Source organism: Niallia oryzisoli (assembly GCF_043641075.1).
GTDB classification, from domain to species: Bacteria; Bacillota; Bacilli; order Bacillales; family Cytobacillaceae; genus Bacillus_BD; species Bacillus_BD oryzisoli_A.
In genome coordinates, this window is record NZ_JBHZRC010000002.1 from 120,805 (window position 1) to 145,124 (window position 24,320).

Annotated in this window: 24 protein-coding genes; 8 read left to right on the plus strand and 16 right to left on the minus strand. The window is 39.6% G+C overall.

What is annotated here, in order from left to right:
• Positions 1-91 precede the first annotated feature (91 nt).
• Complete coding sequence (locus ACHUFV_RS10120; RefSeq protein ID WP_394233690.1) at positions 92-1,675, minus strand: amidohydrolase; 1,584 nt, start codon at positions 1,673-1,675, stop codon at positions 92-94.
• A gap of 105 nt (positions 1,676-1,780) precedes the next feature.
• Here ACHUFV_RS10120 and ACHUFV_RS10125 point away from each other — a divergent pair, with 105 nt between their 5' ends.
• Positions 1,781-1,999, plus strand: coding sequence for a hypothetical protein (locus ACHUFV_RS10125; RefSeq protein WP_394233691.1), 219 nt, complete (start codon positions 1,781-1,783; stop codon positions 1,997-1,999).
• A gap of 426 nt (positions 2,000-2,425) precedes the next feature.
• Entirely contained in the window at positions 2,426-2,716 is a 291-nt protein-coding gene (locus ACHUFV_RS10130) for a HesB/YadR/YfhF family protein (protein WP_394233693.1), read from the plus strand.
• A 51-nt stretch (positions 2,717-2,767) separates the two neighbouring features.
• Here the strand turns inward: ACHUFV_RS10130 and ACHUFV_RS10135 are convergent, their stop codons facing one another.
• The 13 genes from ACHUFV_RS10135 to ACHUFV_RS10195 all read right to left on the minus strand — a co-directional run bounded on the left by ACHUFV_RS10135 (position 2,768) and on the right by ACHUFV_RS10195 (position 19,256).
• Positions 2,768-3,988 carry an MFS transporter gene (locus ACHUFV_RS10135; RefSeq protein ID WP_394233695.1) on the minus strand — a complete coding sequence of 407 codons (1,221 nt, stop codon included), beginning with the start codon at positions 3,986-3,988 and terminating at the stop codon, positions 2,768-2,770.
• 210 nt (positions 3,989-4,198) lie between these two features.
• Positions 4,199-4,684: a carbonic anhydrase gene (locus tag ACHUFV_RS10140; protein ID WP_394233697.1), complete on the minus strand. Its 486-nt coding sequence runs from the start codon at positions 4,682-4,684 to the stop codon at positions 4,199-4,201.
• Between the two features lie 69 nt (positions 4,685-4,753).
• The gene (locus ACHUFV_RS10145) at positions 4,754-5,119 is read right to left on the minus strand and encodes a Na-translocating system protein MpsC family protein (RefSeq protein ID WP_394233699.1); all 366 of its coding nucleotides are present in this window, start codon (positions 5,117-5,119) and stop codon (positions 4,754-4,756) included.
• A gap of 87 nt (positions 5,120-5,206) precedes the next feature.
• Complete coding sequence (locus ACHUFV_RS10150; RefSeq protein ID WP_394233700.1) at positions 5,207-7,837, minus strand: DUF2309 domain-containing protein; 2,631 nt, start codon at positions 7,835-7,837, stop codon at positions 5,207-5,209.
• The gene (locus tag ACHUFV_RS10155) at positions 7,837-9,354 is read right to left on the minus strand and encodes an NADH dehydrogenase subunit 5 (RefSeq protein ID WP_394233702.1); all 1,518 of its coding nucleotides are present in this window, start codon (positions 9,352-9,354) and stop codon (positions 7,837-7,839) included. Before ACHUFV_RS10155 ends, ACHUFV_RS10150 begins: the two co-directional genes overlap by 1 nt.
• Before the next feature lie 658 nt (positions 9,355-10,012).
• Complete coding sequence (gene nagB, locus ACHUFV_RS10160) at positions 10,013-10,750, minus strand: glucosamine-6-phosphate deaminase (protein ID WP_394233704.1); 738 nt, start codon at positions 10,748-10,750, stop codon at positions 10,013-10,015.
• Positions 10,737-11,954 carry an N-acetylglucosamine-6-phosphate deacetylase gene (gene nagA / locus ACHUFV_RS10165; RefSeq protein ID WP_394234451.1) on the minus strand — a complete coding sequence of 406 codons (1,218 nt, stop codon included), beginning with the start codon at positions 11,952-11,954 and terminating at the stop codon, positions 10,737-10,739. The genes nagB and nagA overlap by 14 nt, the downstream gene beginning before the upstream one ends.
• A 164-nt stretch (positions 11,955-12,118) precedes the next feature.
• Positions 12,119-13,105, minus strand: a complete 987-nt coding sequence (locus ACHUFV_RS10170; RefSeq protein WP_394233706.1) for an aminoimidazole riboside kinase — start codon at positions 13,103-13,105, stop codon at positions 12,119-12,121.
• A 6-nt stretch (positions 13,106-13,111) separates the two neighbouring features.
• Positions 13,112-14,545 carry a sucrose-6-phosphate hydrolase gene (locus ACHUFV_RS10175; protein WP_394233707.1) on the minus strand — a complete coding sequence of 478 codons (1,434 nt, stop codon included), beginning with the start codon at positions 14,543-14,545 and terminating at the stop codon, positions 13,112-13,114.
• A 62-nt stretch (positions 14,546-14,607) separates the two neighbouring features.
• Complete coding sequence (locus tag ACHUFV_RS10180) at positions 14,608-16,011, minus strand: sucrose-specific PTS transporter subunit IIBC (protein WP_394233709.1); 1,404 nt, start codon at positions 16,009-16,011, stop codon at positions 14,608-14,610.
• Positions 16,012-16,260: 249 nt separating this feature from the next.
• Positions 16,261-17,250: a LacI family DNA-binding transcriptional regulator gene (locus tag ACHUFV_RS10185; protein WP_394233711.1), complete on the minus strand. Its 990-nt coding sequence runs from the start codon at positions 17,248-17,250 to the stop codon at positions 16,261-16,263.
• An 84-nt stretch (positions 17,251-17,334) separates the two neighbouring features.
• Entirely contained in the window at positions 17,335-17,874 is a 540-nt protein-coding gene (locus ACHUFV_RS10190) for an HXXEE domain-containing protein (protein ID WP_394233713.1), read from the minus strand.
• A gap of 158 nt (positions 17,875-18,032) precedes the next feature.
• Complete coding sequence (locus ACHUFV_RS10195; RefSeq protein WP_394233715.1) at positions 18,033-19,256, minus strand: benzoate/H(+) symporter BenE family transporter; 1,224 nt, start codon at positions 19,254-19,256, stop codon at positions 18,033-18,035.
• A 275-nt stretch (positions 19,257-19,531) separates the two neighbouring features.
• Here ACHUFV_RS10195 and ACHUFV_RS10200 point away from each other — a divergent pair, with 275 nt between their 5' ends.
• Together ACHUFV_RS10200 and ACHUFV_RS10205 are read left to right on the plus strand one after the other, a co-directional pair.
• Entirely contained in the window at positions 19,532-20,134 is a 603-nt protein-coding gene (locus ACHUFV_RS10200; protein ID WP_394233717.1) for a TetR/AcrR family transcriptional regulator, read from the plus strand.
• Between the two features lie 413 nt (positions 20,135-20,547).
• Entirely contained in the window at positions 20,548-20,934 is a 387-nt protein-coding gene (locus ACHUFV_RS10205; protein WP_394233719.1) for a hypothetical protein, read from the plus strand.
• Between the two features lie 96 nt (positions 20,935-21,030).
• Here the strand turns inward: ACHUFV_RS10205 and ACHUFV_RS10210 are convergent, their stop codons facing one another.
• Positions 21,031-21,174 (minus strand): hypothetical protein, encoded by a 144-nt coding sequence (locus ACHUFV_RS10210; protein ID WP_394233721.1) that lies wholly within the window; start codon positions 21,172-21,174, stop codon positions 21,031-21,033.
• A 342-nt stretch (positions 21,175-21,516) separates the two neighbouring features.
• Here ACHUFV_RS10210 and ACHUFV_RS10215 point away from each other — a divergent pair, with 342 nt between their 5' ends.
• On the plus strand, positions 21,517-22,050 hold the full coding sequence (locus ACHUFV_RS10215; RefSeq protein ID WP_394234453.1) for a YitT family protein: 534 nt from the start codon (positions 21,517-21,519) through the stop codon (positions 22,048-22,050).
• Positions 22,051-22,170: 120 nt separating this feature from the next.
• Here ACHUFV_RS10215 and ACHUFV_RS10220 read toward each other — a convergent pair whose 3' ends face one another.
• A complete protein-coding gene (locus tag ACHUFV_RS10220) occupies positions 22,171-22,935 on the minus strand; it encodes a hypothetical protein (protein WP_394233722.1) in 765 nt (254 codons plus the stop codon).
• Positions 22,936-23,162: 227 nt separating this feature from the next.
• On the opposite strand from ACHUFV_RS10220, the gene ACHUFV_RS10225 reads away from it, so the two are divergent.
• Genes ACHUFV_RS10225 through ACHUFV_RS10235 form a run of 3 tightly spaced genes read left to right on the plus strand, consistent with a single transcriptional unit; the run spans position 23,163 to position 24,301 of the window.
• Positions 23,163-23,543: a group-specific protein gene (locus ACHUFV_RS10225; RefSeq protein ID WP_394233724.1), complete on the plus strand. Its 381-nt coding sequence runs from the start codon at positions 23,163-23,165 to the stop codon at positions 23,541-23,543.
• Between the two features lie 16 nt (positions 23,544-23,559).
• Positions 23,560-24,075 (plus strand): RNA polymerase sigma factor, encoded by a 516-nt coding sequence (locus tag ACHUFV_RS10230; RefSeq protein WP_394234455.1) that lies wholly within the window; start codon positions 23,560-23,562, stop codon positions 24,073-24,075.
• Positions 24,056-24,301, plus strand: coding sequence for a hypothetical protein (locus ACHUFV_RS10235; RefSeq protein ID WP_394233726.1), 246 nt, complete (start codon positions 24,056-24,058; stop codon positions 24,299-24,301). Before ACHUFV_RS10230 ends, ACHUFV_RS10235 begins: the two co-directional genes overlap by 20 nt.
• The last annotated feature ends 19 nt before the right edge of the window (positions 24,302-24,320 follow it).

Consider the following 24,320-nt stretch of genomic DNA (forward strand, 5'->3'; position numbering starts at 1 on the left):
ATGGGCCCCCCATAACCTCTATTTCACCGGTTCAGTATGGTTCTCCTGTTTTTCTAATACAAAATAGAATTTATCCCTGCGTTTCCAACCCTCACTTCTTTCGATTAAAAACAATTCTCCCTGCAACAACTGTTTTAACTGCCTTGGCTTCAAGCATTTCCTCTGATGTCCCTTTAAATAAATCTCGGTCAAAAATAGAGAAATCTGCAACATACCCTGGTTTAATCAGCCCGCGTTCATGTTCTTTACAAATGGCTTGTGCACTCCCTACTGTATAGGCGCGAACTGCCTCAAAGCGGGATAATTTTTGTTCAGGAAGATAGCCATTATGATCTTCGCCAGGTTTTTTCCTCTCAACTGCAGCATAAATGGTTGATATTGGATTAATTTCTTCTACTGGCGCATCTGTTCCTAAAGCACACATAATCCCTTTGTCTAATAGGGTTTTCCATGCATAAGCATAGTCAAGACGGTCATTACCTAGTCGTTTCACTACCCATGGGAAATCAGATGGGACAAACAAAGGCTGGATATCGACCACAACCGGTAATTTGGCCATTCGTTCGACTAAATCTTCACGCAGTACGCAGGCGTGAATGAGACGGTCTCTTTTTCCACTTGGAGCTGGATATTTTTCTAATAATGTAAGTATTTGTTCAGCCCCAGCATCCCCAATGATATGAACAGCAACAGCCTCATGATAGTGACGAGCCAGCTTAACTAGCTCTTCTAGCTCCTGATTTGTTTGAATTAATAGTCCTTTATTATTTGGGTTATCTGAGTAAGGTTCCGATAGAGCAGCCGTCGAACCGCCTAAGGCTCCATCTGTAAAAATTTTCATCGCACCTGGTTCCACAAACGGTTCATCAAATGGCACATGATCTTCCATCATCTCTTTGAAAACGGCATTATGGCGTAATAGATTCACACGAAAATGATGCTTTTCTCCAACCGTGCGCAAAAAGGCGGTTAATGGATTGGTGTAATGACCAAAATAATGCATATCCTCGGTGTGCCCACCTGTTAACCCTTTTGCTAGCATATCGTCAATGCAAAGATTGAGTTCATTGACTAAACCTTGAACATACCCTTCCCCAACTCTTGGAATCGCATTTGTTACGGTATTCATGGCATTATCAAATAGTAAACCATTTAATTTCCCTTCGCTATCTCGTCCGATTTCACCACCTCCAGGAGATGGTGAATCTTGATTGACCCCGCCTGCTTCAAGGGCTGCACTATTTCCTAAAATCACATGATGACAAACTCTTGTTAGAAGGATGGGTTCTTTGCGAATATCATCCAGCTCCTTTATGGTTGGAATTCTGCCATTTGAAAAGTTATTTTCATTCCAGCCTTCGCCAAACAACCATTTATCCTCGGGAGTTGATGCTGCCGCTTCTTTAATCATTTCTAGCATTTCCTCGGCTGAAGCTGCCTTCGCTAAATCCAGCCGTATTAACTTCTCTCCTTGAAAAATCATATGCAGATGACTATCAACGAAACCCGGATACATGGCAGCACCCTGAAGGTCAATCTTTATATCAGCTTGTTCACTTAATTCCTCAAGGTGACCAACAGCCGTAATTTTGTCATCCTCTATCAGTACTGCTTCAACCGTTTCGTTTTCTTTTTCCATTGTATAGATGGTTCCACCATACCAAAGTTGTTTCATTTACAGCTTCCTTTCCCTATACAAAATGCTTTTTGTTCGAAATATACATTCCTACTTTAAAGTATATGGTAAGATTTAGATACTACATACTAAAGGAGGTCTAAAATGGCAGTTATAACAGCCAGTGTCTTTTCCATCCTCATCATATTTATGACGATCTATTCTATGATAAAAGTCTTTATCATCGCTAAAAAGAGAAATGAAATATCCCTTCAGAAGTCCATCATTTATTCAGCTCTATCCATTACTGTTGGTTTTATCGTTGCTTCCATTCTGCCTTTTGGTTATCAACTAGTATTTGATTATGTATTATCCGTTATTTAAGAGAATTAAGATTCAAATAAACACAGTTGTTGATTTCCGTTCCAGGCACTTCGCTTTCCGCGGGCGACCGCCGAGCCTCCTCGGCACTACGTGTCTGCGGGGTCTCGACTGTCTCGCTTCTCCTGCAGGACATTGAATTACTTCCTCGAATCCGCCCACGCACGAGAAAATTCGATAGAATTTTCGAGGAGTCTTCGTACCTTCCACTTCAATCAACAAGTGCCTAAAATAAAGTTCTTTAACAAAGCCAAAAATTATTGGAGCATATAGAAATATATAGAACATCTGAATCTATAAATTCATATATAAATGATTCACAAACTATACACTTTTTCTATACATGAGCTGTGCTATACTACTATCAAGAACTAAATTGTGAAGTACATCACAAATTTAGATTCTTATTAACTAACGAGGTGAGAAACCATGCAAATTTCAATGTCTGATAAAGTAGTACAATGGTACAAAGAGGACCTATCATTAACTGAGGGCGATTTTGTAAGATTTTATGTCCGATATGGCGGTTTCAACTCGTTTATCAAAGGGTTTTCTTTGGGAATTGATCGAGATACACCTGAGCAGTCCCAAGTTCGAATGGAGAAGGATGGAATTACCTTCTATATCGAGGATAATGATACGTGGTATTTTGATGATAAAGATCTAGTTATTGACTTCAATGAACAATTAAAAGAGCCTGAATTTACACAAGGAATGTAAGATAAAGTGCCAGGCACCATCCAATTTTTGGATGGTGCCTGGCACTTTTAATTAATCTACTTTTCTTAATTCCAAATCCTGTTGTTTAGAGAATTCTCGTAAACTGCTGCTTATTTTTCCATGTAGGAAGTAATAAACAATCAACCCTGCAAGAGCAAAAATAGAGCTATAAAAATATAAGGAGTTGTATCCTATTTTTGCTCCAAGAATCCCAACGATTACAGAACCAATTCCGATTCCTAAGTCCATAGTGGAGTAAAATGTAGCAGTGGCCGCACCCCTTCTTTCCGGACGTGCAATGGCAATGGCAATGGTTTGGATGGTTGGAAAGATGGTCCCCCAGCCAAGCCCGATAAATGCTGCAGACAATAGGAACATAAATGCACCTGTAGCTTGGCTTAATAGGAACATACCAATTGCAAAGCTTATGATAGATGGGACCATGATAACATTTGCTCCGTACTGATCAAACCATCGACCTGTAAATGGCCTTGAAATGATCAGTGCAACGACATAGACAATGAAGAAATAGCTTGCAACCTCCGTCAATTGAAGCTCCTTCGCATAAACGGACACAAACGAAACAATCGATGCATACACGATGGCAAAAAAGAAGCAAACAAGTGAAACACGTAAGGCAGAGACTTCAATTAGCTCTTTTACGTTAAATCCTTTCTTCACTACCTCTTCAGCTGCTGACTTTTTCGCCTCTTTAGGTATAGAAATAAGAAGCCCTGTTAACACTCCGATAATGACACTAGCGAAACTTATCGCAAACATCGTGGTTGTTCCCCATTTGTTAATAGCAAGCAGTCCCAAAAACGGACCTAAAGCCATGGACATATTCAGCATTAAGCCATAATAACCCATCCCTTCCCCTTTCCGATGTTGAGGGATGAGATTCGCAACAATCGTTCCTGTTGTTGTGGTAATCATACCAAATGCTATACCGTGAATCACGCGTAGAATCATTAAACTTTCAAATGAACTTGTGAAAAAATACACAAAAGCAACAGCCAAATAAGCTAAAAGTGAAACGAGAAAAACCTTTTTTAAACCAATGGATTCAATCCATTTTCCCGCAATTGGCCTAATGAAAATTGCCGCCATATAAAACACCAAGACAAGTAAACCCGCTTGTGCAGAATTACCCTGTAAATCCTGAATTAGATATATTGGTAAGGTCACAAGCAAATAATAATAGTTTAGAAACATAAAAAAAGTAGTGAGACAGACGAATATATAATCTTTCGTCCATAGTCGATTTACCAATGTAATTCCTCCCCGTTCAAACATGTTACTCATCATCTTATCATGAATTCAAATATATTTAAATAATGTTATTAGTGTATTAATAGTGTAAAGGAGCACAAAGAATCCAAACATAGCAAAATGTAAGGCTATCAGAAACTACAAATAAAAAACAGACATGCCTTGAGGGCATATCTGTTTTTTACTCATCTTGAGCTATTTCCATCGATTTCAAGCTGTTTCCCATTCTTGATCTAACCGAAGATTTGTGACGATGATTGAATCTGGCATTAATGGATGACGGCGGATTTTTTCCACATTATCCTGTCTATCTTCTATTATTCTATGACTTCCCTCAATCCATTCTCTAATTGTTCCTTCTTGAAATTCTGGATTGCCATGGCTGAAAAGATAGTCCAATATACTATTACTATTTTGCATATCTAAACGGTTATCTATCATACTTAGAATACTTTCCGAATGATTTCTTTTCCCACTCTGGTCAACGATCACTATTTCTTCAATATCCTTTTGATAGACATAGAGTAGAATATCCCTCATTAAATCACCGAAGGGTTCTATTCGGTCTAATTCATCACTTTCTATCATGTGGATCTCTTCGGGAAGAAGTTGATATTTTTCTTTGACATATTCAATATTTACGTTCTGTTCCATTCCGACTACGAATAGTACCTTTTTATTCTCTTCTAAATACATCAAATCTCCCCCCATGAATCATTATTTTTTACCAAAATACCTGTATATGTATAGACATTGAAACAGACTTTAACCTAATTGATGCTGTAAATCACCTGAAAGTTTAAAGACCATGATTCGTTCTCCGGTTTGAGTACTTAAATCGGTATAAAAACTCAACACCTCAAAACCTGTTGCTGTAAGGATGATTTCCTTTAATTCATCTACACCAGATTCCACTAAGCTGTTTCGACTCTCTTTAACCGATAACAGCCCCTCTTTGTCTTTACATAAGGAATATTCAGCAGGTGTTAAGATTCCGCGTAGACTGACAATGATCATATCTCGTAAAATATCCGATTTAACAGAAACCGAACCTCTTCCGAGATAATGCTTTTCCCAATGAGTTAGGGCTTTGCTTATGTCTGCTTCAAGAGCTCCTTTTGTTTTATCCATAAATCCTCCACTTTCCTTTTTCAAAATAAAAATAATATCTTTTTATATCATATTGCGTACGAACATATTTTCCAACTGGGTAAGCATTTAAGACCAGCTTACCCAGTTACCTGCCTCATCAATCGATGATAGACGAATCCAGCCGTTTTGGACCTTTTGATGAAAGGCATGATCCTGCTTTAATAGTTTTTCTACATACTCTTTAGGTGCTTGGATCAACACTAACAATCGTAATGGGACATGATAGAGCTCATGATCGGAACTCATAACAGTTTGCCAAGGAAGTCCAGGTAATAGGTCACTGGAGTTCCCCTGCATCACACCAATGCCGGACGTAACGGTTTGGGTTCTTTTATTCCCGCTTCCATAGTAATGTGGTGCAACAGTGGATGCATAGTATTGCAGGTTAATCCATTGTGTGACCGTTGCAGGTCCTTTTATAATATTGCCAAGAATCGTACCATTCTTATCCTTCTGCCAGTCATAGTTATGGAGAAAAGCTCTTCCCTCTAAATTGCACTGCTCGGTGAGCTGACGATTTCCAATGATAAAGGCAGCATTTCGTGCAAGTCCCCACTCCGGCCTTACCTCGCTCCAGTCTTCAGCAAACCGCTCAGCCTCAAGCGTCGGATTCTTGCCTTTATATCCTATATTTGGAAGATCCATCATTCGCTCGGCGCTGGCTTCCTCTCTCACTTTCGGTAATACAGCTTGGAGCTGATCAAATGCATGATTCGCTTTCTCTGAAAGCTCCGGGACATAAATCGGGCGCAATTCATCAGTGGATGTGACATGCTCGGCAGCGATAAAAACCGTGTCAGCTGGAATGTTAATCCCTTCCATGCTTAGTGCCTGCCTTACTTCACGAAGATTACACAATGAAGCTAAGACCCGCGCATTAAATTCACTGGATGTTCCCCCACATGCACCACAGTCAAGAGAAGAAGCATATGGATTATTCGTGCTGTGACTTCCGTGCCCACAAATCACCACTAGCGGAGCGAAATTCTCTGTCAGTCCCATCATTTTCAATGCCTGACGTACATAGGTCACTTTTTCCTTATCAGTAAAGCCGGTAGCTAACTCTGCTGCAGTATGATCGATGTTGAGTGATAATTCCACATTTGGCTTACTAAGCCATTTTTCATTTGCTTTACGGAATGCGGCCCCTGCTTTTCTCGGAACAAAGCTTCGAGCTAACGTTTGGAAGGTCAGCCATGGGCCGCTTATTTCCGGCAGTACAAGGCTTGCAAGCACATGATGCTTCATGCCCTTAAACGTGTGGCTGGATGCATGTACCGCTCCCAATCGCTCCTGAAATTGTTCCACACCGGGCTCCCTTGAAAATTCTTTCACCTTCATTTGCGGTTTAAACATCACGGGCAGCGAAGGGTGACGATGCTCACTTCCAAGCTTGCACGTTTCAATTGGTAACCCGAAAAATCCAGCGGTTCCAAACGTCTCAAAAGGACCAGTTGCTTCGAGTTTTCGGCGAAAAGTCTCTGAACGCACATCGATACAAAAAACAACTTGTGCTAATGCAGATTGATTGTTACGTTCTGCTTCATGATCCAGATTTTCTGTAATCTTATTTTTCAACTGATCCTCGTATGATTTTTCCCATGCTTCGAGCCAAAGTCGATTGCGGAGAATCTTATCAAAACGATAGGCAAGAGTCAAACGGGCCTTTACGTCGGTTTGCGTCAATTGTGACCAACCCTGCAAAGGCATCTCCCCAAACAATGCCCAATCTGTAATAAGCTGCTCGATAAGCTCCTGATTCTCTACTTTTTGCTGTGGCAGTGGCAAATAAGGTTCAATGATTGCCCATTCCATGGAGAGCCGAACTGCCAAATATTCCATAAATAATGTGTTTTCTTTATCTGATTGCTGCGAACGCCAAAGCATCATTCCCGCCCAGCCAGGTAAGGCAAGTAAATGGGCTTCGAGATATTCTTGCATATGTGAATATGGAATTTCTAAAGCTAATAAGAAATACATGATAGCACGTTCAGGCTCACTAGGAATGGTTCCTAATTTTTTGCGCACAGAAGGCTGTAATGCTGGATCGTGTTGTACAAGCTCCTTCCAAGCATAATAGAAGCCTTTTTTTCGATTTGGCATGGACCAAACAGCCTGAGATTCATCTAAGTATAATTTACTCCACTTGATCATATGAGTATTGAGTGCTTTCGCAGCCTCCACTCTCCCTTGATTTTCGAGAAGCTGACTGCAGGTTTGGACTTCATGTTTTTCAATCATTTTCGGTCTAAAACGACTTAATTTCTTTGCCCAATTGTTTAATTCAGGTTTCGATAACGGAGCAGAGACAGAGGATGATTTAACTAATCCAAGTATAGCTTTGCAGTATTGCTCTTGAATATCCCTTGGTAATGGAAGATTCTGCTCATCAAGCCATTTTTGAAGTCCTATTTCTAGAAATTCCTCTTTAATCTCTCCACGAGACCAAGCTGTTTTGAACAAAGAATCATTTGGATACATATCCACATCCACTCGATCCTTTAGAAATCGAGCTGTTTTTTCAAAGGATTGATGCTCCATATTAGCCCATGGATGTCTTGCTGCAAACGCATTGAGTGGTCCTAACGGTACGATAACGCTGCTGGCTGTTTCCACGAGCTCTTTCACATTCAGATCGATGTCATGTGATCTTTTTTCAACATGTATTGGATTGGTTAATGTTAGAACTGAATTCATCATTTATTCCCTCCTTGTGACATGTATTGCGTTAGAAACTTCGGATGGCTTTCAACCACATCCTCATTTGGTTCACCTAACTTTACAAGCCATAGATAAAGCATCGTCCTACCTTTAAACGATCCCTTCTGAGCTAGCCCTAAACCGATCAGACTGCCTATCAATAGAATAATCAAAAGGAAAGGAATAGCCGGTACAGATGGCTGTATTCCTGATACAATCGTCTCATGTAACAGACGATGAAAGCCGGAATGAACCAGACTATATATAATGGCTCCTGCTACAAACAGGATAAAGCCTGCTATTCGTCCAATACGTCCTTGGCCATATACGATAAGCTGGAGCCAAGCGAGCGTCACGGAACAACCTAAGATGATACTACTAATCAATGTATAGGCCTCTTCGGGAGAGGTTGACCAATAACCAATCCCCGCAATGATTCCTACAATTAATCCAGAGCCTTTCGCTATAAAAGAAGTGGATTCTTTTGACTTCTTTTTTGCATGGCCATGCTGAATCGCAGAGCCGGCTTGCAGGAAAAGCGTCGATTTAAATAGACCATGTAAGATTGCATGAATAATTGCCGCTACATAGGCACCTAATGCACATTGAATCAGCATGAACCCCATCTGGGCGATCGTTGAACCGACCAGCTGTCGTTTATAATCTACCTGCACTAACATGATCCCCGTACCGATTAAGACGGATATGCCCGATAGAATCAGTAAAGGAATCTGGGCTAAGCTTGCGCTAAATAACGGTGCAAAAAGAGTTAACAGGATACCGCCTGCATTCACAATACCCGCATGCATGACGGCTGAAATAGGAGTCGGAGCTACAGCCGAATCTAATAGCCAGCGCTGGAAAGGCCATTGCCCAGCCGGAATCAAAACAGATAAGACTAAGAGCAGATTAATTATGGTCTTTTCCCAGGATGCGAATCCAGCCAAACTCTCTTCAGTCATCACCTGTGAAAGCTGCCAATGTCCGGTTGCTTGAGATAGCCATAGAACGACTGCCAGTAAGACAAGCCAGCTGAATGTAAATAGACGGCCCATCGTGACAGCAGCACGTTTCGCAACGATCCATTCTTTTTTTAGCCTAATAATTAATGTCAGCCCAAGAAGTGTCGTTCCCCAGCAGATTAATAGAAGACGAAGATCAGCACTAAGCCAGGCAAGAGACCCGGCAGTAGTCGTAAGTGTCAGAAGAGAAAAGTATTTTCGATAAGAGCGGTCACCAAGTAAGAAATGAACACAGTATCGCTGCACAATAAGCCCCATTGTCAAAACAAATACGGCCAAGAGCCAGGATAACGTATTAAATTGCCAAGGTCCCCATATCAAATGTTCTTTTTGAAAAATAAGAGCACACAAGGCAAGGATTGGAGGCACTGATATCACTCCAATATGTATCCGAACATAGTCCAAAGGCACCTTCGAAGATAATAGAAATATAGAGCTAATCAATGAAACTACGATAAAAATAAAAAATACGATTGGCCAAGAAACTAACATCGTGCTCCCTCCCCTCTTAAAGAATTGACCCCTACTTTTTCAAAGCCGCAATAACGGTATGCGAAATGATTCATGTTTGCAACTTCCCTTCCAGCACGCACTTTTTTTAAACAAATCTTAGTAAAAGAATAATGTTGATTTTGGCCACTTGTTGATTGTAGTGGAAGGCACGAAGACCCCTGCGGTCGCCCGCGGAAAGCGTCGTTTCTTGAACGGAAATCAACAATAATGTTCAGCGCCAAAAACAAAAAAACCGACAACTTCAATGATTTAATAGTCAGATTTGACCATTAAACATGGAAAATTGTCGGTTTACTATCAACTAGCCCACTCTAGGCTTTTATAAGTCTACCTAAATATGTAATTCAAATAGGTGAATACACCTGTTATACCTTCATTAATTTAAATATCGATTTATTTTTTCATCTAGTCAACTACAAATGATTAACTATATGCTAAAATAATCGTATATTTATAGGAATCGTCTATTGTTTTTACTTAGCAGTAATATTACTCTTTTTCAAACATTCTGTCAAGTATATATTAAACTTTAGTTTAATTTTCCTTAACGGGGACAGGGTTGTCCCCGTTCACTGATATAGACAAAATATTGGAACAGTGTCCCCTTTTGCTTTTACAATCAAAACAAAGAAATCATTTAACATCGAACCTTACTAGCTGAGAGTGCTGCATGGTCAGCTATGACTGTAACAAACGGATGTATCTTTAATACAGATGCAGGATTTTTCTCTGTTATTTCACCTTCAAGCAGTTGAGCTAAAGCCTCGCTCTTATTTTCGCCTGAAACAAGAAGCAGAATCTCCTTAGCCTTCAGGATGGTAGCAATCCCCATTGAAATCGCCTTAGTTGGTACTTGTTCCAGACTCGAAAAATACCTAGCATTGGCTTTTCTTGTAGATGGTGTCAACTCAACTACATGTGTCTTCGAGTCAAAGGGTGTACCAGGTTCATTAAACCCGATATGTCCATTACTTCCAATTCCAAGCAGCTGCAGGTCGATTCCGCCGTGGTCTATCAGCAGTTTTTCATAATCAAGGCATTCCTGCTCTATATCGAGGACATGACCGCGTGGAACATACGTGTTTGATTTCTGAATATCAATATGGTCAAACAGCTTTTTATTCATGAAATAGCGATAGCTGTTCAAATGATCTCCTGCAAGTCCAACATACTCATCAAGGTTAAATGTTGTCACATGACGATATGATGTATAATTTTGCCTGTGATCTTCAATTAAATTGCGATAGGTACCTTCTGGCGTACCCCCTGTAGCCAGTCCGAGAGTGATTTTTTTGGATATACGCACTTTATGAGCAAGATAATCTGCAGCCCTTGCACTCATTTCCTGATATCCCTTTACTTCAATCAATTTCATGTCCATTTTCCTCCCTTTTATAAACAAGCGTCCCACGGCAAAACGTCATGACAACTTCCATATTCTCATCAAGAATAACGATATCTGCATCCTTCCCTTTTGCTATGCTTCCTTTCCGATCGAATACGTTTAATTGCTTTGCCGGATTCGTAGAGGCCATTCTAATCACTTCTTCAAGTGAACATCCTGTATAGTTCAATATATTTTTCGCGGCGGTCCCTAGTTTTAGAATACTTCCTGCAAGTGTTCCATCACTTAGAACAGCTTTACCATCTTGTACAGTAACGTCCTGCCCGCCTAAATCGTAGTGCCCGTTTTTTAAGCATTTTGCCCGCATAGAATCCGTAATTAAAATGAGACCGTGGCTTCCTTTTTGCTTAAAGGCAAGCTTCACCATTTCAGGGCGTACATGAACTCCATCAACAATGATTTCCGCCTTCAGTTCATCATGTAAGAAGGCTGCTCCGACGACACCAGGTTCTCGATGGTGCAATCCTCTCATCTGATTAAACAGATGTGTAACATGATTGGCCCCCGCCTTAATAGCTTCCATGACCTCTTCATAGACCGCATCCGAGTGCCCGATAGAAGCGACAACCCCTGTTTCTTTTAAATAACGCACCAGCTCAAGCCCTCCTGTTTGTTCAGGAGCTAAGGTTACGAGTTTAATTCCATTCTTTGCTAACGACTGCCATTTTTTAAATTGATCAATGTCAGGATCTACAATATGATCTTTTGGTTGTGCACCCGCATTTCTTGGATTGACAAATGGGCCTTCTAAATGAATGCCAAGGATTTCCGCTCTACCAGCCTTCTGCTGTCCGTTCATATAATGGCTTGCATTTGAAAGAGCCTTTTCAATTTCCGAACTGCTTTGTGTAATCGTCGTGGCTAAAAAGCTTGTTGTTCCTTCACCGGGAAGAGCTTTTGTCATAATGTCCAACGATTCACGGGTGGCGTCCATCACATCGGCTCCGTTGATTCCGTGAATGTGGACATCAATGAATCCGGGAACTGCTTTATATTTTGAAGGAAAAGTAATCTTCTCACCACAGGGCTCCTCTGCTGATAATTCCTCCAGTGGTCCAAACTCAATTATTTTTTGATCCTTCAGTTTTATATATCCGTTCTCTATTTTCCTTTTCTCAGAATAGATTTGAATACCTGTTAGTAAAATGAATTTATTAGATAGAGTCAATTTTATTCACCCTTTCAAACCGGTTAAAGCATCTCTATCGCTTCTCCAACTGCCATTAGGCTCTTCAACTTAAAGAGGATAGCAAATATACTATCCTCCAAGCATTTAATAAAAAAGGCCGTAATACAAAGATTACGTAAGCCTGTATTTAAATGTATTGGTTGACTGTTTCACCTTTTCAGCAGCGTCTCGTATTTTCTATCTTTCATTTCTTGCAGTGTAGGTAGACCAGTCATAGCGCCTTTTTTGGTAGTGGCCAGCCCTCCAGAAACACTTGCAAATCGGATAACTTCGACCATTTCCTGTTCTGTAAAATCTGTTAGGGATTTTGCCGATTCATTTATGGAATATAGGATCCCGGAAACAAAGGCATCACCTGCTCCGGTTGTATCAATCACTTTGCATGCTAATGCAGGAACGTTACCCATCTGACCCTTAAAACGATACAAACATCCATTTTCACCCAAGGTCACAAGAATAAGGGGTAAATCAGGTAATTGTGCCACACCATCTTCTAAATCGCTGCATCCTGTTAAGAAAATCAGTTCTTCCTCAGAAATCTTTAAAATATCCGCATGATTTAGTGTACCTAAGATAGTCTCCTTTGCCTTTTCACTAGTGTCCCACAAACCTAATCGAAGATTCGGATCATACGATACCAACATACCCATTTCCTTTGCCATCTCTATGGCCCGAAGTGTAGCAGATTTGGAAGGCTCACTGATTAGGGAAATCGATCCGAAATGTAAAATTTTATGTTGTTTAAATAGCGAAGGGTCTAATTCTTCTTTTTTTAAGAACCTGTCCGCACTCGGATTAATATAAAAGCTAAAGTCACGATCTCCGGAAGAGTCTAATGTAACAAACGTAACACCAGTCCTAGCTTCGTCCGTTAATGTCATGAATTCCGTATTCACTCCGTAATCCGTTAATGTCTTCAAAAGAAAGTGCCCCAGCACATCCTTGCCAACCTTGCCAAGGAATGTAGCTTTCCCTCCAAGCTTCGCAATTCCAACCGAAACATTAGCCGGTGCACCCCCGGGTGCTTTTTGATAGGTTTCATTATCTGAATCCAATGGGATAAAATCAATAAGTGCTTCTCCTATACAAATGACACCGTTCAACCTTTTCACCTCATTTAAAAATAATCCCATCATTCGCACTTAACCAAGGTCCCATTTTGTCAGCTTAAACTCCGCATCACCATGAATGATAATCGTATCATCCTTTGGATTTGGAAAATAACGGGTAGTAAAAACCTCTTCACCCTCATTAATGAAAATCTCTAAGGAAGAATGATCCATAAAAATTTGAAGCTTAGATAAAGAGGAGATTTTGCAGGTTCTTGTTTCTAAATCACCGGTCTTTAGATTTTTCCTTTGCAAGCTAACTTCATTTTTGTCCGAATCTAAAATGAAGCAGGCTTCATTTCGGAAAGTGATTTGAAAATGGCCTATTTCTATATTTAATAGTTCCAATAGTAATTCTGATGACTGACCCGCTTCTAAATGAACAGGGGTTCCTTTTAGCTTGTCTATTTTCACTTCCACCTTATCTTTTCGAAGCGTTTTTAATTCTTCCACTGGAGCTTGATAAACTTTGCCCTCTTTAAGCTGTAATACTCTTGGAATCGTTAAGGCATGCACCCAATGATTGGATATCGTCGGTTGAAAGATTTCCGTCTCATCTGTGATACCCATCCAGCCATAAAGAATGGTTCTCCCTAACTCATCTGTAAAGGTTTGCGGGGCATAAAAGTCAAAACCACGGTCTAACTCCGTAAAGGATCCATGCTGAAAGTTCAGGCTATCATAGTCTAATTTTCCAATAAAATACCCCGATTGAAACAAATTATTGTACAAATATCCGGAAGGCTCAAGTCCCTGTGGTGAAACCAGTAATACATCTTTTCCATTTAAATGAATCAGGTCTGGACATTCCCACATATAGCCAAAATCACCAATGCCATTCATTCCTGAGCCGGCAATTCTCCCTAACTCCTCCCAGTGATACAGGTCTTTCGAAGTGAACAAAACAGCAGATCCTTTTTCATCCAGGGTCTGAGCACCCAAAATCATATACCAGCACTCATCTTTCTTCCAAACCTTCGGGTCACGAAAATGGGCTGTATAATGTTTCGGAAGCCTGAGAATGGGGCCGTGTTTTTTAAAATGGATTCCATCTGAAGAAACTGCCAAGCATTGATAGGTTTCTCGTGTACCATCTTCTAGCTTTACATTTCCTGTATAAAAAAGATAAAGCTTTCCATCCGATTCGACTGCACTTCCAGAATAACAGCCGTTTCTGTCATACCATTCACTTGGAGCCAATGCGATGGGTTCCTCATGCCAATGAACCAGGTCTCTTGACGTATAGTGACCCCAAAACTTCGCACCATGCGAGGTTTCAAAAGGGTTCCACTGATAAAACACATGGTAAACTCCTTTATATTGAATTAATCCATTTGGATCATTTAACAATCCAACAGGCGGCATGAGATGATACGTTAATCGGTAAGGATCAGCCTTACTTTTATCCTTGTATTTTTCAACTTTATTGTAGGCCTTTTGAATAAGGAGACCTTTTGTTTCATTCATAGCTGAACCCCCTTGCTGCGTCTCAAAAGAAAAGGCAAGATTGAACTCGCCTTTCCCCTCTGCTATTGTTCAATTTCTTTCTTTTCCTTATCGGAGTATCCGAACATCCAAGTCAGGATAAAGGCTACAGCAATCGCAATGGCATTTACTAAAATATATTGAAGGATTTGTCCATTTAAATAAAGCAGAGCTCCAGGAATGACTGTAACCGCCATACCGGTTGCCTTAAGCCCAAGAATGGAGGCTGCAAATCCTCCTACTGCACCGCCAATCAGCCCCATAATAAATGGCTTTCCGTAACGAAGGTTAACGCCGAAAATGGCCGGTTCCGTAATTCCTAAAAAGGCTGAGAAAGATGATGGCAGGGCTAGTGCTTTTAATTTCGCGGACTTTGTCTTAAGTCCAACTGCTAGCGCTGCTCCCCCTTGGGCAGCAACTGCACATGTCACAATCGCGTTATAAGGGTTATTTTTAAACTCAGCCAGCAATTGAATCTCTAACATATTGAAAACATGGTGAACACCTGTTATAACAATCAGCTGATTCAATCCGCCGATTAATAATCCACTGATTCCAAACGGCCATGAAAGAACGTTTGTTGCCACGGATAGGATCCCTCGTTCCACTGTATGGAAGATTGGTCCAATGATTAATAATGATAAAACGATCATGATAAGAAGTGTCAAAAACGGCGTAACAATTAAATCCAGCGCTTCAGGTACACGTTTTCTAATCGCTCTTTCAAGCTTTGCTCCAATAATTCCGGCAATAAAGGCTGGTATGACAGATCCTTGATAACCAACAACAGGAATAAAGTCAAAGAAGCGAATAGCTTCAGCACTCCCCCCTGCAACAGCGTATGCATTCGGTAAAGCTGGAGAAACAAGCATTAGTCCCAGCACTAAACCAATAATCGGTGTTCCTCCAAAAACTCTAAAAGTTGACCATGCAACAAGAGCCGGCAAGAAAATAAAGGCTGTATCCGTCAACACTTGAGTAAATAGCAGGAAGTTTTGTGAAACAACTTCAGGACTCATACCGAAAAGCGCTAGGATTTGTTCCTGCATGACTAAGCCGCGGAGTCCCATAAATAGTCCAGTAGCTACAAGGACTGGGATAATCGGAACAAATACATCTCCAAAGGTTCGAATCGCACGCTGAAATTTTGAACCGCTCTTTACTGCCTCTTTTTTCAGATCAGATGTAGACTTTGTTTCTAAACCAAAACTGGATACCTCCTCATAAATTTTATTTACAGTACCGGTTCCAAAGATAATTTGGTATTGTCCAGAATTAAAGAAGGCTCCCTTTACCTTGCTAATCTGCTCTACTTGCTCCTGGTTGATTTTCTCCTTATCATTGACCATGACTCGAAGTCTTGTTGCACAATGGGCTACCGATTGAATATTTTCTCTGCCCCCGACTGCTTCAATAACGTTTTCCGCTATTTTACGATTTTCTGACATTGTATTTCACCCCTATTTGTTGTCTTTGGAATCGATTCCATATATCCGAAAAATATATAATTATGATTATCATTTGGAAGAATAACCATAATTATTCTTATACTACATAAGGAATCGATTACATACTAGTTAGATTAGATGTTAGTAAGTATTGTATTATAAAAACTGTTCTATTATGGAATCGATTCCATAATAGCGAAAAATAAAGTGTAATCGAATTCATATGTTGTGGAATCGATTACACACTGATTATATACTCGATCGTTCTAGAAGTCTATACCTAATCGTCCTAATTGTTTCGTGGTAATTTCCACCATTTATTTGCTCTAATAGTAAAGTGGCCGCTTCACGCCCTGCATCTTCAATAGAAAAATCAATTGTTGTTAAAGCTGGAGAAATAAATCTAGACAGCTCAGACCCTCCCATCCCTACAACGGCGATATCATTAGGTATGGACAAACCTATTTCTTTTATATATTGTAGAGCTCCAATAGCCAGCCGGTCTGTTACGGCAAGTACTGCAGTGGGCTTTTGTTTAGAACTATCCAAAATTTCCTTCATTCGTTGATAACCAGAATCTACGTTAAATTTCCCTATCTGAATCCAGCTTTTATCACAGGGTAAATGATTTTCTTTCATTGCATCTAAGTAACCCAATTTCCTCAAATATCCAACAGCGCGGTCCTTTTCGTTTACCCCGATAAATGCAATGTTTTTATGGCCCTTTTTAATTAAGAAATTTACCATATCTTTGGACGCTTGATAGTCATCAAAGAGTACATTGGCCAATCCTGAAATATATTGTCCAACTGTTACAAAAGGGATTTTCAGCTTAAAAATTTCTTCGATCAATGGCCGATTGATATTGGTCGCTGATAAAATAATGCCATCGACATGTCTGCTTTTCAACAGCTTTAAATATTCTATCTCTTTTTCTGAAACAAGATTTGTATTAGTAAGAAGAATTTGATAACCTTCTTTTGCAAAAATTTCATCCAACCCAGTTACAAGGCGGCTCGATGTTTCGGTACTAATTTTAGGAAGAATAACGCCAATAACCTTTGTCTTTTTGGTACGTAAGGCTTTGGCATTTTCACTAGGGATATACCCCGTCTCTTCAATTACCTTTTGTACTCTTTTTTTTGCTTCCTCACTAACGTAACCAGAATTATTTAGAACTCTGGAAACCGTTGTCCTCGATACATTTGCCCTTTCGGCTATTTCTTTAATGGTTATCATGTAAAAAATTCCCCCTGGGCAGCATTATTGTCATACAACCATTTTACACAAATTAGCAAAAAAGAAAATAGATAAGAACCTCCCTTATGAATCAGGCAGGATTTTGGCTGCCAGCTTATGACCATACCACACAATCCCGACACTAATTAGACCATATGGCAGGTTTTGTATCAAATCTAAATAGCTAATGATTGTTTCATTGATTAATCTGTAAAATAAGTAAATGGAATATGGTAAAGTAATCACTATGGCACTCCCCACCCCAAGTGCATAGGTTCCAAAAAACAAGGTTTGACCAACATGGGAAAAGATGTGAAGAAAAAATAAAGCATTTACCCCTAAAAATAACCCATAATAATTTTGTTCAACAGCAAGATAGGAAGCAATAATATATACAATAAATTGCATAAGAACTGGAATTGAAAATCTTGCGGCATTTGTTTTGGAAAGATCACGAAACACCTTTTTCATTCTTCCAGGCACCTTTGGTTCTAACCTCACATAGTTTTTTTTGAACCAAGTCTCCACAAAAATAATCTCTTCAAAATCATGCAACAGAAATGTAATTGGAAAAAGCCAAATTAAGGTATTCAGACTGATATGTGACTGAAGCCAATCCAGCATCGAACGATCCCCCTTTCAGAATATTTAAAACCTTGTTCCAAAGAAAGTATACTACACTTATCTTAAAACGGCAGGCACCACCCAAATTTTTACTGCTTGGGATCGTAAGCCTTCACAAGTAAAAGAGCGAACAACCTGATGTTCGCTCTTTTCCCTTCCTATGAATTATTCACCTTTAATTTCAACCCCAAATGTTCTTTTTCTAATAAAAATGTAACGAGGAGGCTTCCAATAATCGCCCATAGTGGTGCACTAATGTTAAAGAAATTTACTCCTGACATGCCAATGATCAATGCAAAGAAGGCACCCATTTGAAATTTACTGTCAGAAAAAGCGGTTTTAAGTGAATTAATTAGAACACCCAGCATCGCCAGCCCTGCAATCACCGTTACAATCACGCCAGGCATGGCGGTGACAAAAGGAACGACAAGTGAGGCTAGAAGCCCATATAGCGCATAGATCACACCATTTAAAAACCCGGCCGCATACCGAACCTCCATCTCCCCAACCTCTTTAGAAGCATTTATCGCGGTTGCCGGTCCTGCGATATTGATCGCATGTGCACCAAAGAAGGAGGCAATCACGCCGATTGCCGAACCGGAAATAGCCATGGCATTATTCGGCGGTTTGTAGCCTTGCGCCATCGGCACACCAGATGCCTGAGCGTTTTCAGAGCAGATGATCAATAATGCAAGTGGAATACTAATTGATACAATGGCATCTATACTAAAGCTCGGCAGGATTATCTGTGGAAGGATAAACGAAAATCCAGTCTCCGGAAATTGGAATGCATCCATAAAGAAGGCTAATGAAATAGCCACCACTAAGGCAGATAATACAGGCGGCACCTTTTTGAAAAAGCGTGATGAAAGTAAAAATGCAAAAATCGCTGAACCTGCAAGTAAAGGTGAGATTGTAATAGATGTGATCATATCAATCGCAAAACGGATCATCACACCGACAATCATTCCCATAACAATGGGCAGGGGCATCCACTTCATCAGCTTGTCAATCAGTCCAGATAAACCGAGGATAATGACAAGAATATTGGCAATAATATAAGCTCCAATCGCCTCATTCAATGAAAAATGAGTTAAGGATCCCGCCACTAAAACCGTCCCAGCAATCGTATAGGCCCCCGTTATCGGCTGGCGGTACTTTAATGCGAGATACATACCAAGCAGCCCGCTGAAAAAGTAAACTGCGAACAACCAGCTAATGGTCTGTTCATAGGTAAGCCCTCCGCTCGTGGCAGCACCAATCACAATTAAGGCAGGTCCTGTACTTCCAAAAATGGAAGCCACTAGCGCAGAACTAATCGTATTCATATTAATGGTATGACGTAAGTCTTTCATATTTGTCAGGAATTGGTTCTCCCGCATGCTAAGTTCCTCCTCAACTATTTGGTGTATTTTCCTTGTTTCGCTTTGAAGATTTCCAATATTCCGTCATTCGAGCTTATATAATCAGAGCTCTAACGCTTTTAATGTAAAATTCATTTACGAAACGATACGTTCTGTTTTATATTATAAATTAAAAGAAAATTTTTACAATATAAATATTTTTTTATTTTCACTGTGTTTATAGAGAAATATTGTTTACAATTACAGTAATTCGTTGAGCATCGGACCTATATTTTTAGAAGCGAGGAATGAAAATGACTGAACATAAACAATCTAAACTGCAATCACCAGGAAGACCACGTAGTGAGGCATCTAAAACCGCAATTCTCAATGCAACCGTTGAATTATTAGAGGAATCAGGCTATGAAGCATTGACCATTGAAGCGATTGCCGCACGCGCAGGTGTTGGAAAATCAACGATCTATCGCTGGTGGTCAAACAAATCCTTTGTCGTTTTTGAGGCTTTCCTTGTATCGACTGAATCGACTCTATTCTTTCTGGAGGATGTGACACTTCGTGGAAATTTCCGCCAGCAGCTTAATAGCCTTGCCACAACGTTGAACAGCGCTCTTGGAAGAACCGTTGTCGGGCTTGTAGCGGGAAGCGGGGATGACTCAGAAATCGCTGCTGCCTTTCACAACGACTTTCTTAAATCCCGTCGGGAGGATGCGATTCGAGTCATTGAGCGTGCTATTACGAAAGGTGAAATCCAATACACAACGAACTTGGATATCATAGCGGATATGTTTTACGGGCCTGTGTATTACCGACTGCTAATTCAAAAGAAGATTGTTGATGCAACGTTTATTGATACATTAGTAGATCAAGTGATGAAAAGTTTAGGTGCTCTTAAGTGATTCCCCGACCGATGGTATCGGGTTCTCTTTCATGGTGTGCATAACATTAAACGGAAGAATTCCGCTTAAATTAGGAAATACCCATATTTCCCCATAAATAAAGGAGGTTTTTCCGTTTATATGATCCAATTCTTCAGATTTTGTCTAATTTAGAGCAGCTAATCGGAATTTCTCCGCTTATATATGCCTCTTAAGCCTCCCCTCGACTCATTACACGGAAATTCTCCGCCTATGAATTCGGGTTCTCTTTTGAAGCAAAAACATATCAAATAACTTAAGAAAACGCATGGTGATACCTAAGTATGACTTTGGATGAACTTCAGACCCTTATCCCTCGATAGAAAAAATTGATGAATAGGATTAGCAAAAGGCTAATACATATTTTTATAGCCTTTTATAAAAGAGGGATGACGATGGACGAATCTACTGTCCCATTTTTATCAAGCATTTCTACCTTTTCAAATACTGGAGTTTATGAAAGAGAACTGAAAAGAGATTTATTGCGATTAGTACCTGCTTTAGAGGAGTACATTAATGTAAAATTGAATCTAGAAGAATTAGTGTGGAAATCCTTTATCAGTCATTTGACCAGATTGCTGGAGCGTATATATGACAACAAGCTTATTCAAGGGGAGCCACAAAGAATGAATACGGAGGTCAGATATGCATTTCACCTTCATCATAAAGCAATCCAAACAATATTTAATCATGTAATTTCTGATAAAAAATTAGAATTAACCTTAATCGAGATGTATTTTTTAGTTCTTTATTTTCTTCGTTTAAAAACAGAATCAAGTTAAACATTCCATGTCCCAAATAAAAAGAGACCTCATGAATTCGCCATCGAATCACAAGATCTCTTACAATAAGTTTATTTTCATTCTTCGTATTTCCTTTCAATTTATCTTTTTTGTTTTACACTCTTTAAATTGAGTCTGATTACGAAGGTTCATTTGCTTGATTAGGTACGCAAGATACTCATTTAAATCAAATTGATTATCCTTAATAAAGTGTTTTAATAATGGTTTACTTTTTTTCATCTTCTCCTCCTTCCCCCAGCAAACACCAATTTATGTCTTAGCCCGATATTATTATTTTATGGTAATAGCCCCGCCTTCGCTATGATACCAAAATGGCCACGCACGCCATTTCCCTGTAATCATTATATTCGCAAACGCTTACATTACTCAAGAATTTCCGTACATCATGTTTCGACAGCCTCTTTCTACAAGGTTTGAAGGAGAGCCATCCGGCGCATGTGCTAACAACAGAAGAAGGCAAACAGGAATATCCAACGGACAACCACCATAGGTATTATGAAGACGAAGACTTTTGTATTTAAAAATGAGGTGGTAAGGATTTTTGCTAGAATAGCAGCTTTGGTGATTGGGAGCATTCTGCTTGCCATTGGAATTAATGGATTTTTAGTCCCACATCAATTGCTGGACGGAGGAATTATTGGAATAGCGCTTATTCTTCACTATTATTTTGATTTTCACGCTGGACTATGGTCTGCCTTATTAAGCATCCCTTTAATCATTTATGCTTGGATAAAGGATCGTAAACAGTTTCACGGCAGCTTTTACGGGATGATTGTAACGGCAGTTTTTATTGATTTACTGGCTCCGTTTCAATTTTCCCTTCCAATTTGGCTGAGTGCCATTCTAGGCGGTGCGATTTGTGGGATTGGTGTTGGCTTGATGCTTCGATATAAGACAAGTACTGGCGGTACAGATTTAATCGCCTATTTCATTGCGAAAGCAACACCGCTAAATATTGGATTTCTTATTGCCCTAATGGATGGATTAATCGTACTACTGGGCTATCAAACATTGGGACTACAAAGTGTTGTTTTCTCATCGATTACCATATTAACTGCTGGCTTCCTTGCCTCATTATGTTATGAGGAATTTTAATGAGGCAAGGTAAGTTTATACGCAGGAAGTCACGTTTACTAAACCAAAAGAAACTAGTAACTTAGAATGATTTATAGGCAGGTTCCTACTTCCATCCCCCTGTTTCTTGTCATTATTCATTTACTTAACAACAAGCTCTTTATCCTCTAGCTCTGCCATATGAATGAACACAATTTTTCCATCATGATTTATATAAGCATCTAATTTATCTATGTTTTCGATGACATAGCTTTCTTTTTCTTCAAGTGTTTTAAGCTCTATTAAATTATTACGAGGAGATTCATCACCATTTGTATTAATTGTATCGATAAAAAAGTCTATACTCATGAAGCTTCTTTCTTCCTCTGGTTTGCTCTCATTTATTTTCACTTGCCTATTAATTCCTTCTATCAGTTTTTGGGGATCAAAATGATATTTCTCTAGTAATTCCTTCGTACTAACCTCTTGATCTTTTTCTATATCATAATTCACAACATGTATGCCGCCCGGACCTGGCTTTTTAATGTCCATCACGACTGATATGATCCCATCATTTAAATAGGCCTTTGATTCTATAAAAATAGTTAAATTTTGGCCATCTCCGATTCGTTCTTCCATGTCCTTTTCCAAGCTTAAAAACGTTTCATTTATTTTTTGTGCTCCCGGTTTATCGATAAGGATGATAGGTACCTCATATATATATCTTACCTTTTCACCATTTGGGGCAATACCTTCTTGATTTACAGCCTCTTTTATTTCTACAAGGTCGTAAATATCTTTCTTTTCTTCAACTGCTTCATTCTCTTCCGTGCTAGTTGTTTCATTCACCTTTTTGCCTTCCTCACAGCTAACTAATAAGGAAAAGGCCAATACGAACAGCAGTAATATCATTATTTTTCTTTTCATTTTGCAGCCCTCCCATAAATTAATTGCTTTCAAACTTTCTCACCATGAAAAAGAGTCCCCCTCTTTATCATAACTGAATGGTTTTATAATCCGCTGGAATATTCCGACATTTTCGTGTACAACGTTACTAACGGCTATTTACTATTGGAGGTTTACAAAAATTTTTCACAGTTAATGAACCTTATGGCTTCCTCGTTTGTATAGTTAGCAAAGAAGAATGATGGGGGATGTTTAGATTGGATACTGGTTGGATTGTTTCACTTATTGTTGCAGGTGTGCTAATGATTTTTATTTTGGCGATTGCGATTCCAATGGATCGTAAGCATATTGTCCGGGAAAATGGTAAAATCAATTATAAGAAAACAAAAATATTTTTGAGATGGAACGTTTTTGATACTCTTACAATTGGTCTTGCCGCCTATTCCATTATCTGTGTGCAGGCTCTAAATTTTTTAGTCTCCAGTGGGGAAAATGTTGAAAATGTTTTTGTCCAATTTTTTACAAATCAAGCACAGGTTTGGACACTTGTATCGATGCTTTACTTAATTTCTAGGGTATCTATGACGTTAAAGGCGATAAAGGAACGCTGGGGCGATGAGATTGAATGAACGTGAAGATGAGTTAATGGTCGCATACCAAAATGGTGATAACCAGGCTTTGGAAGGAATCTATACCCTATTAAAAGAGCCGCTTTATTCATTTATTTTTCGCTACACACGGGATGAGCAGTTCAGCATAGATATTGTTCAGGATACGTTTGTGAAGCTGCAGCGTTATAAGAGCGATTATCATCCTAACAAAGGAAAGCTGAAGTCCTATCTCTTTCAAATTGCCTATCGCTTAATGGTTACAAAGCTGAACCGGCGCAGTAAATGGAGAAGCCTTTTGCCCTTTCTTGCACAAGTTAAGCAGGATGATTTCCATCATTCAGACCGGATAACCGTTCGAGAGGCTGTTGCAAAGCTCCCTGAAATACAGCGTGCTGTTGTCATCCTGTTCTATTATCACGACATGCCTCAAGAGGAAATCGCCAATATCCTTGGGATTCCAAAAGGGACGGTTAAATCAAGATTGCACATGGCGATGAAAAAATTAAAGGTAGAATTGGAGGGAGACGAATATGACGCAGGATCCCTTTGATAAGGATCAGCATCTAAGTAAGAGGATGGATGAATATCATGTGGAGATACCAGATTTTCCAATGAAGCCTAACAGGTGGATACGATTTATCAATCTCCTTGCTTCACCTGCAAAAGACCCGCTTGATCCACTTATTTCATCAACTGATGGGTTACTCTTGCTAAAGATTGCACCCATTATAACGACTGCTGCTATTGCATTAATTCAGACTATCCTTATTCTATAATAGGGAGGGCAAAGGGTAC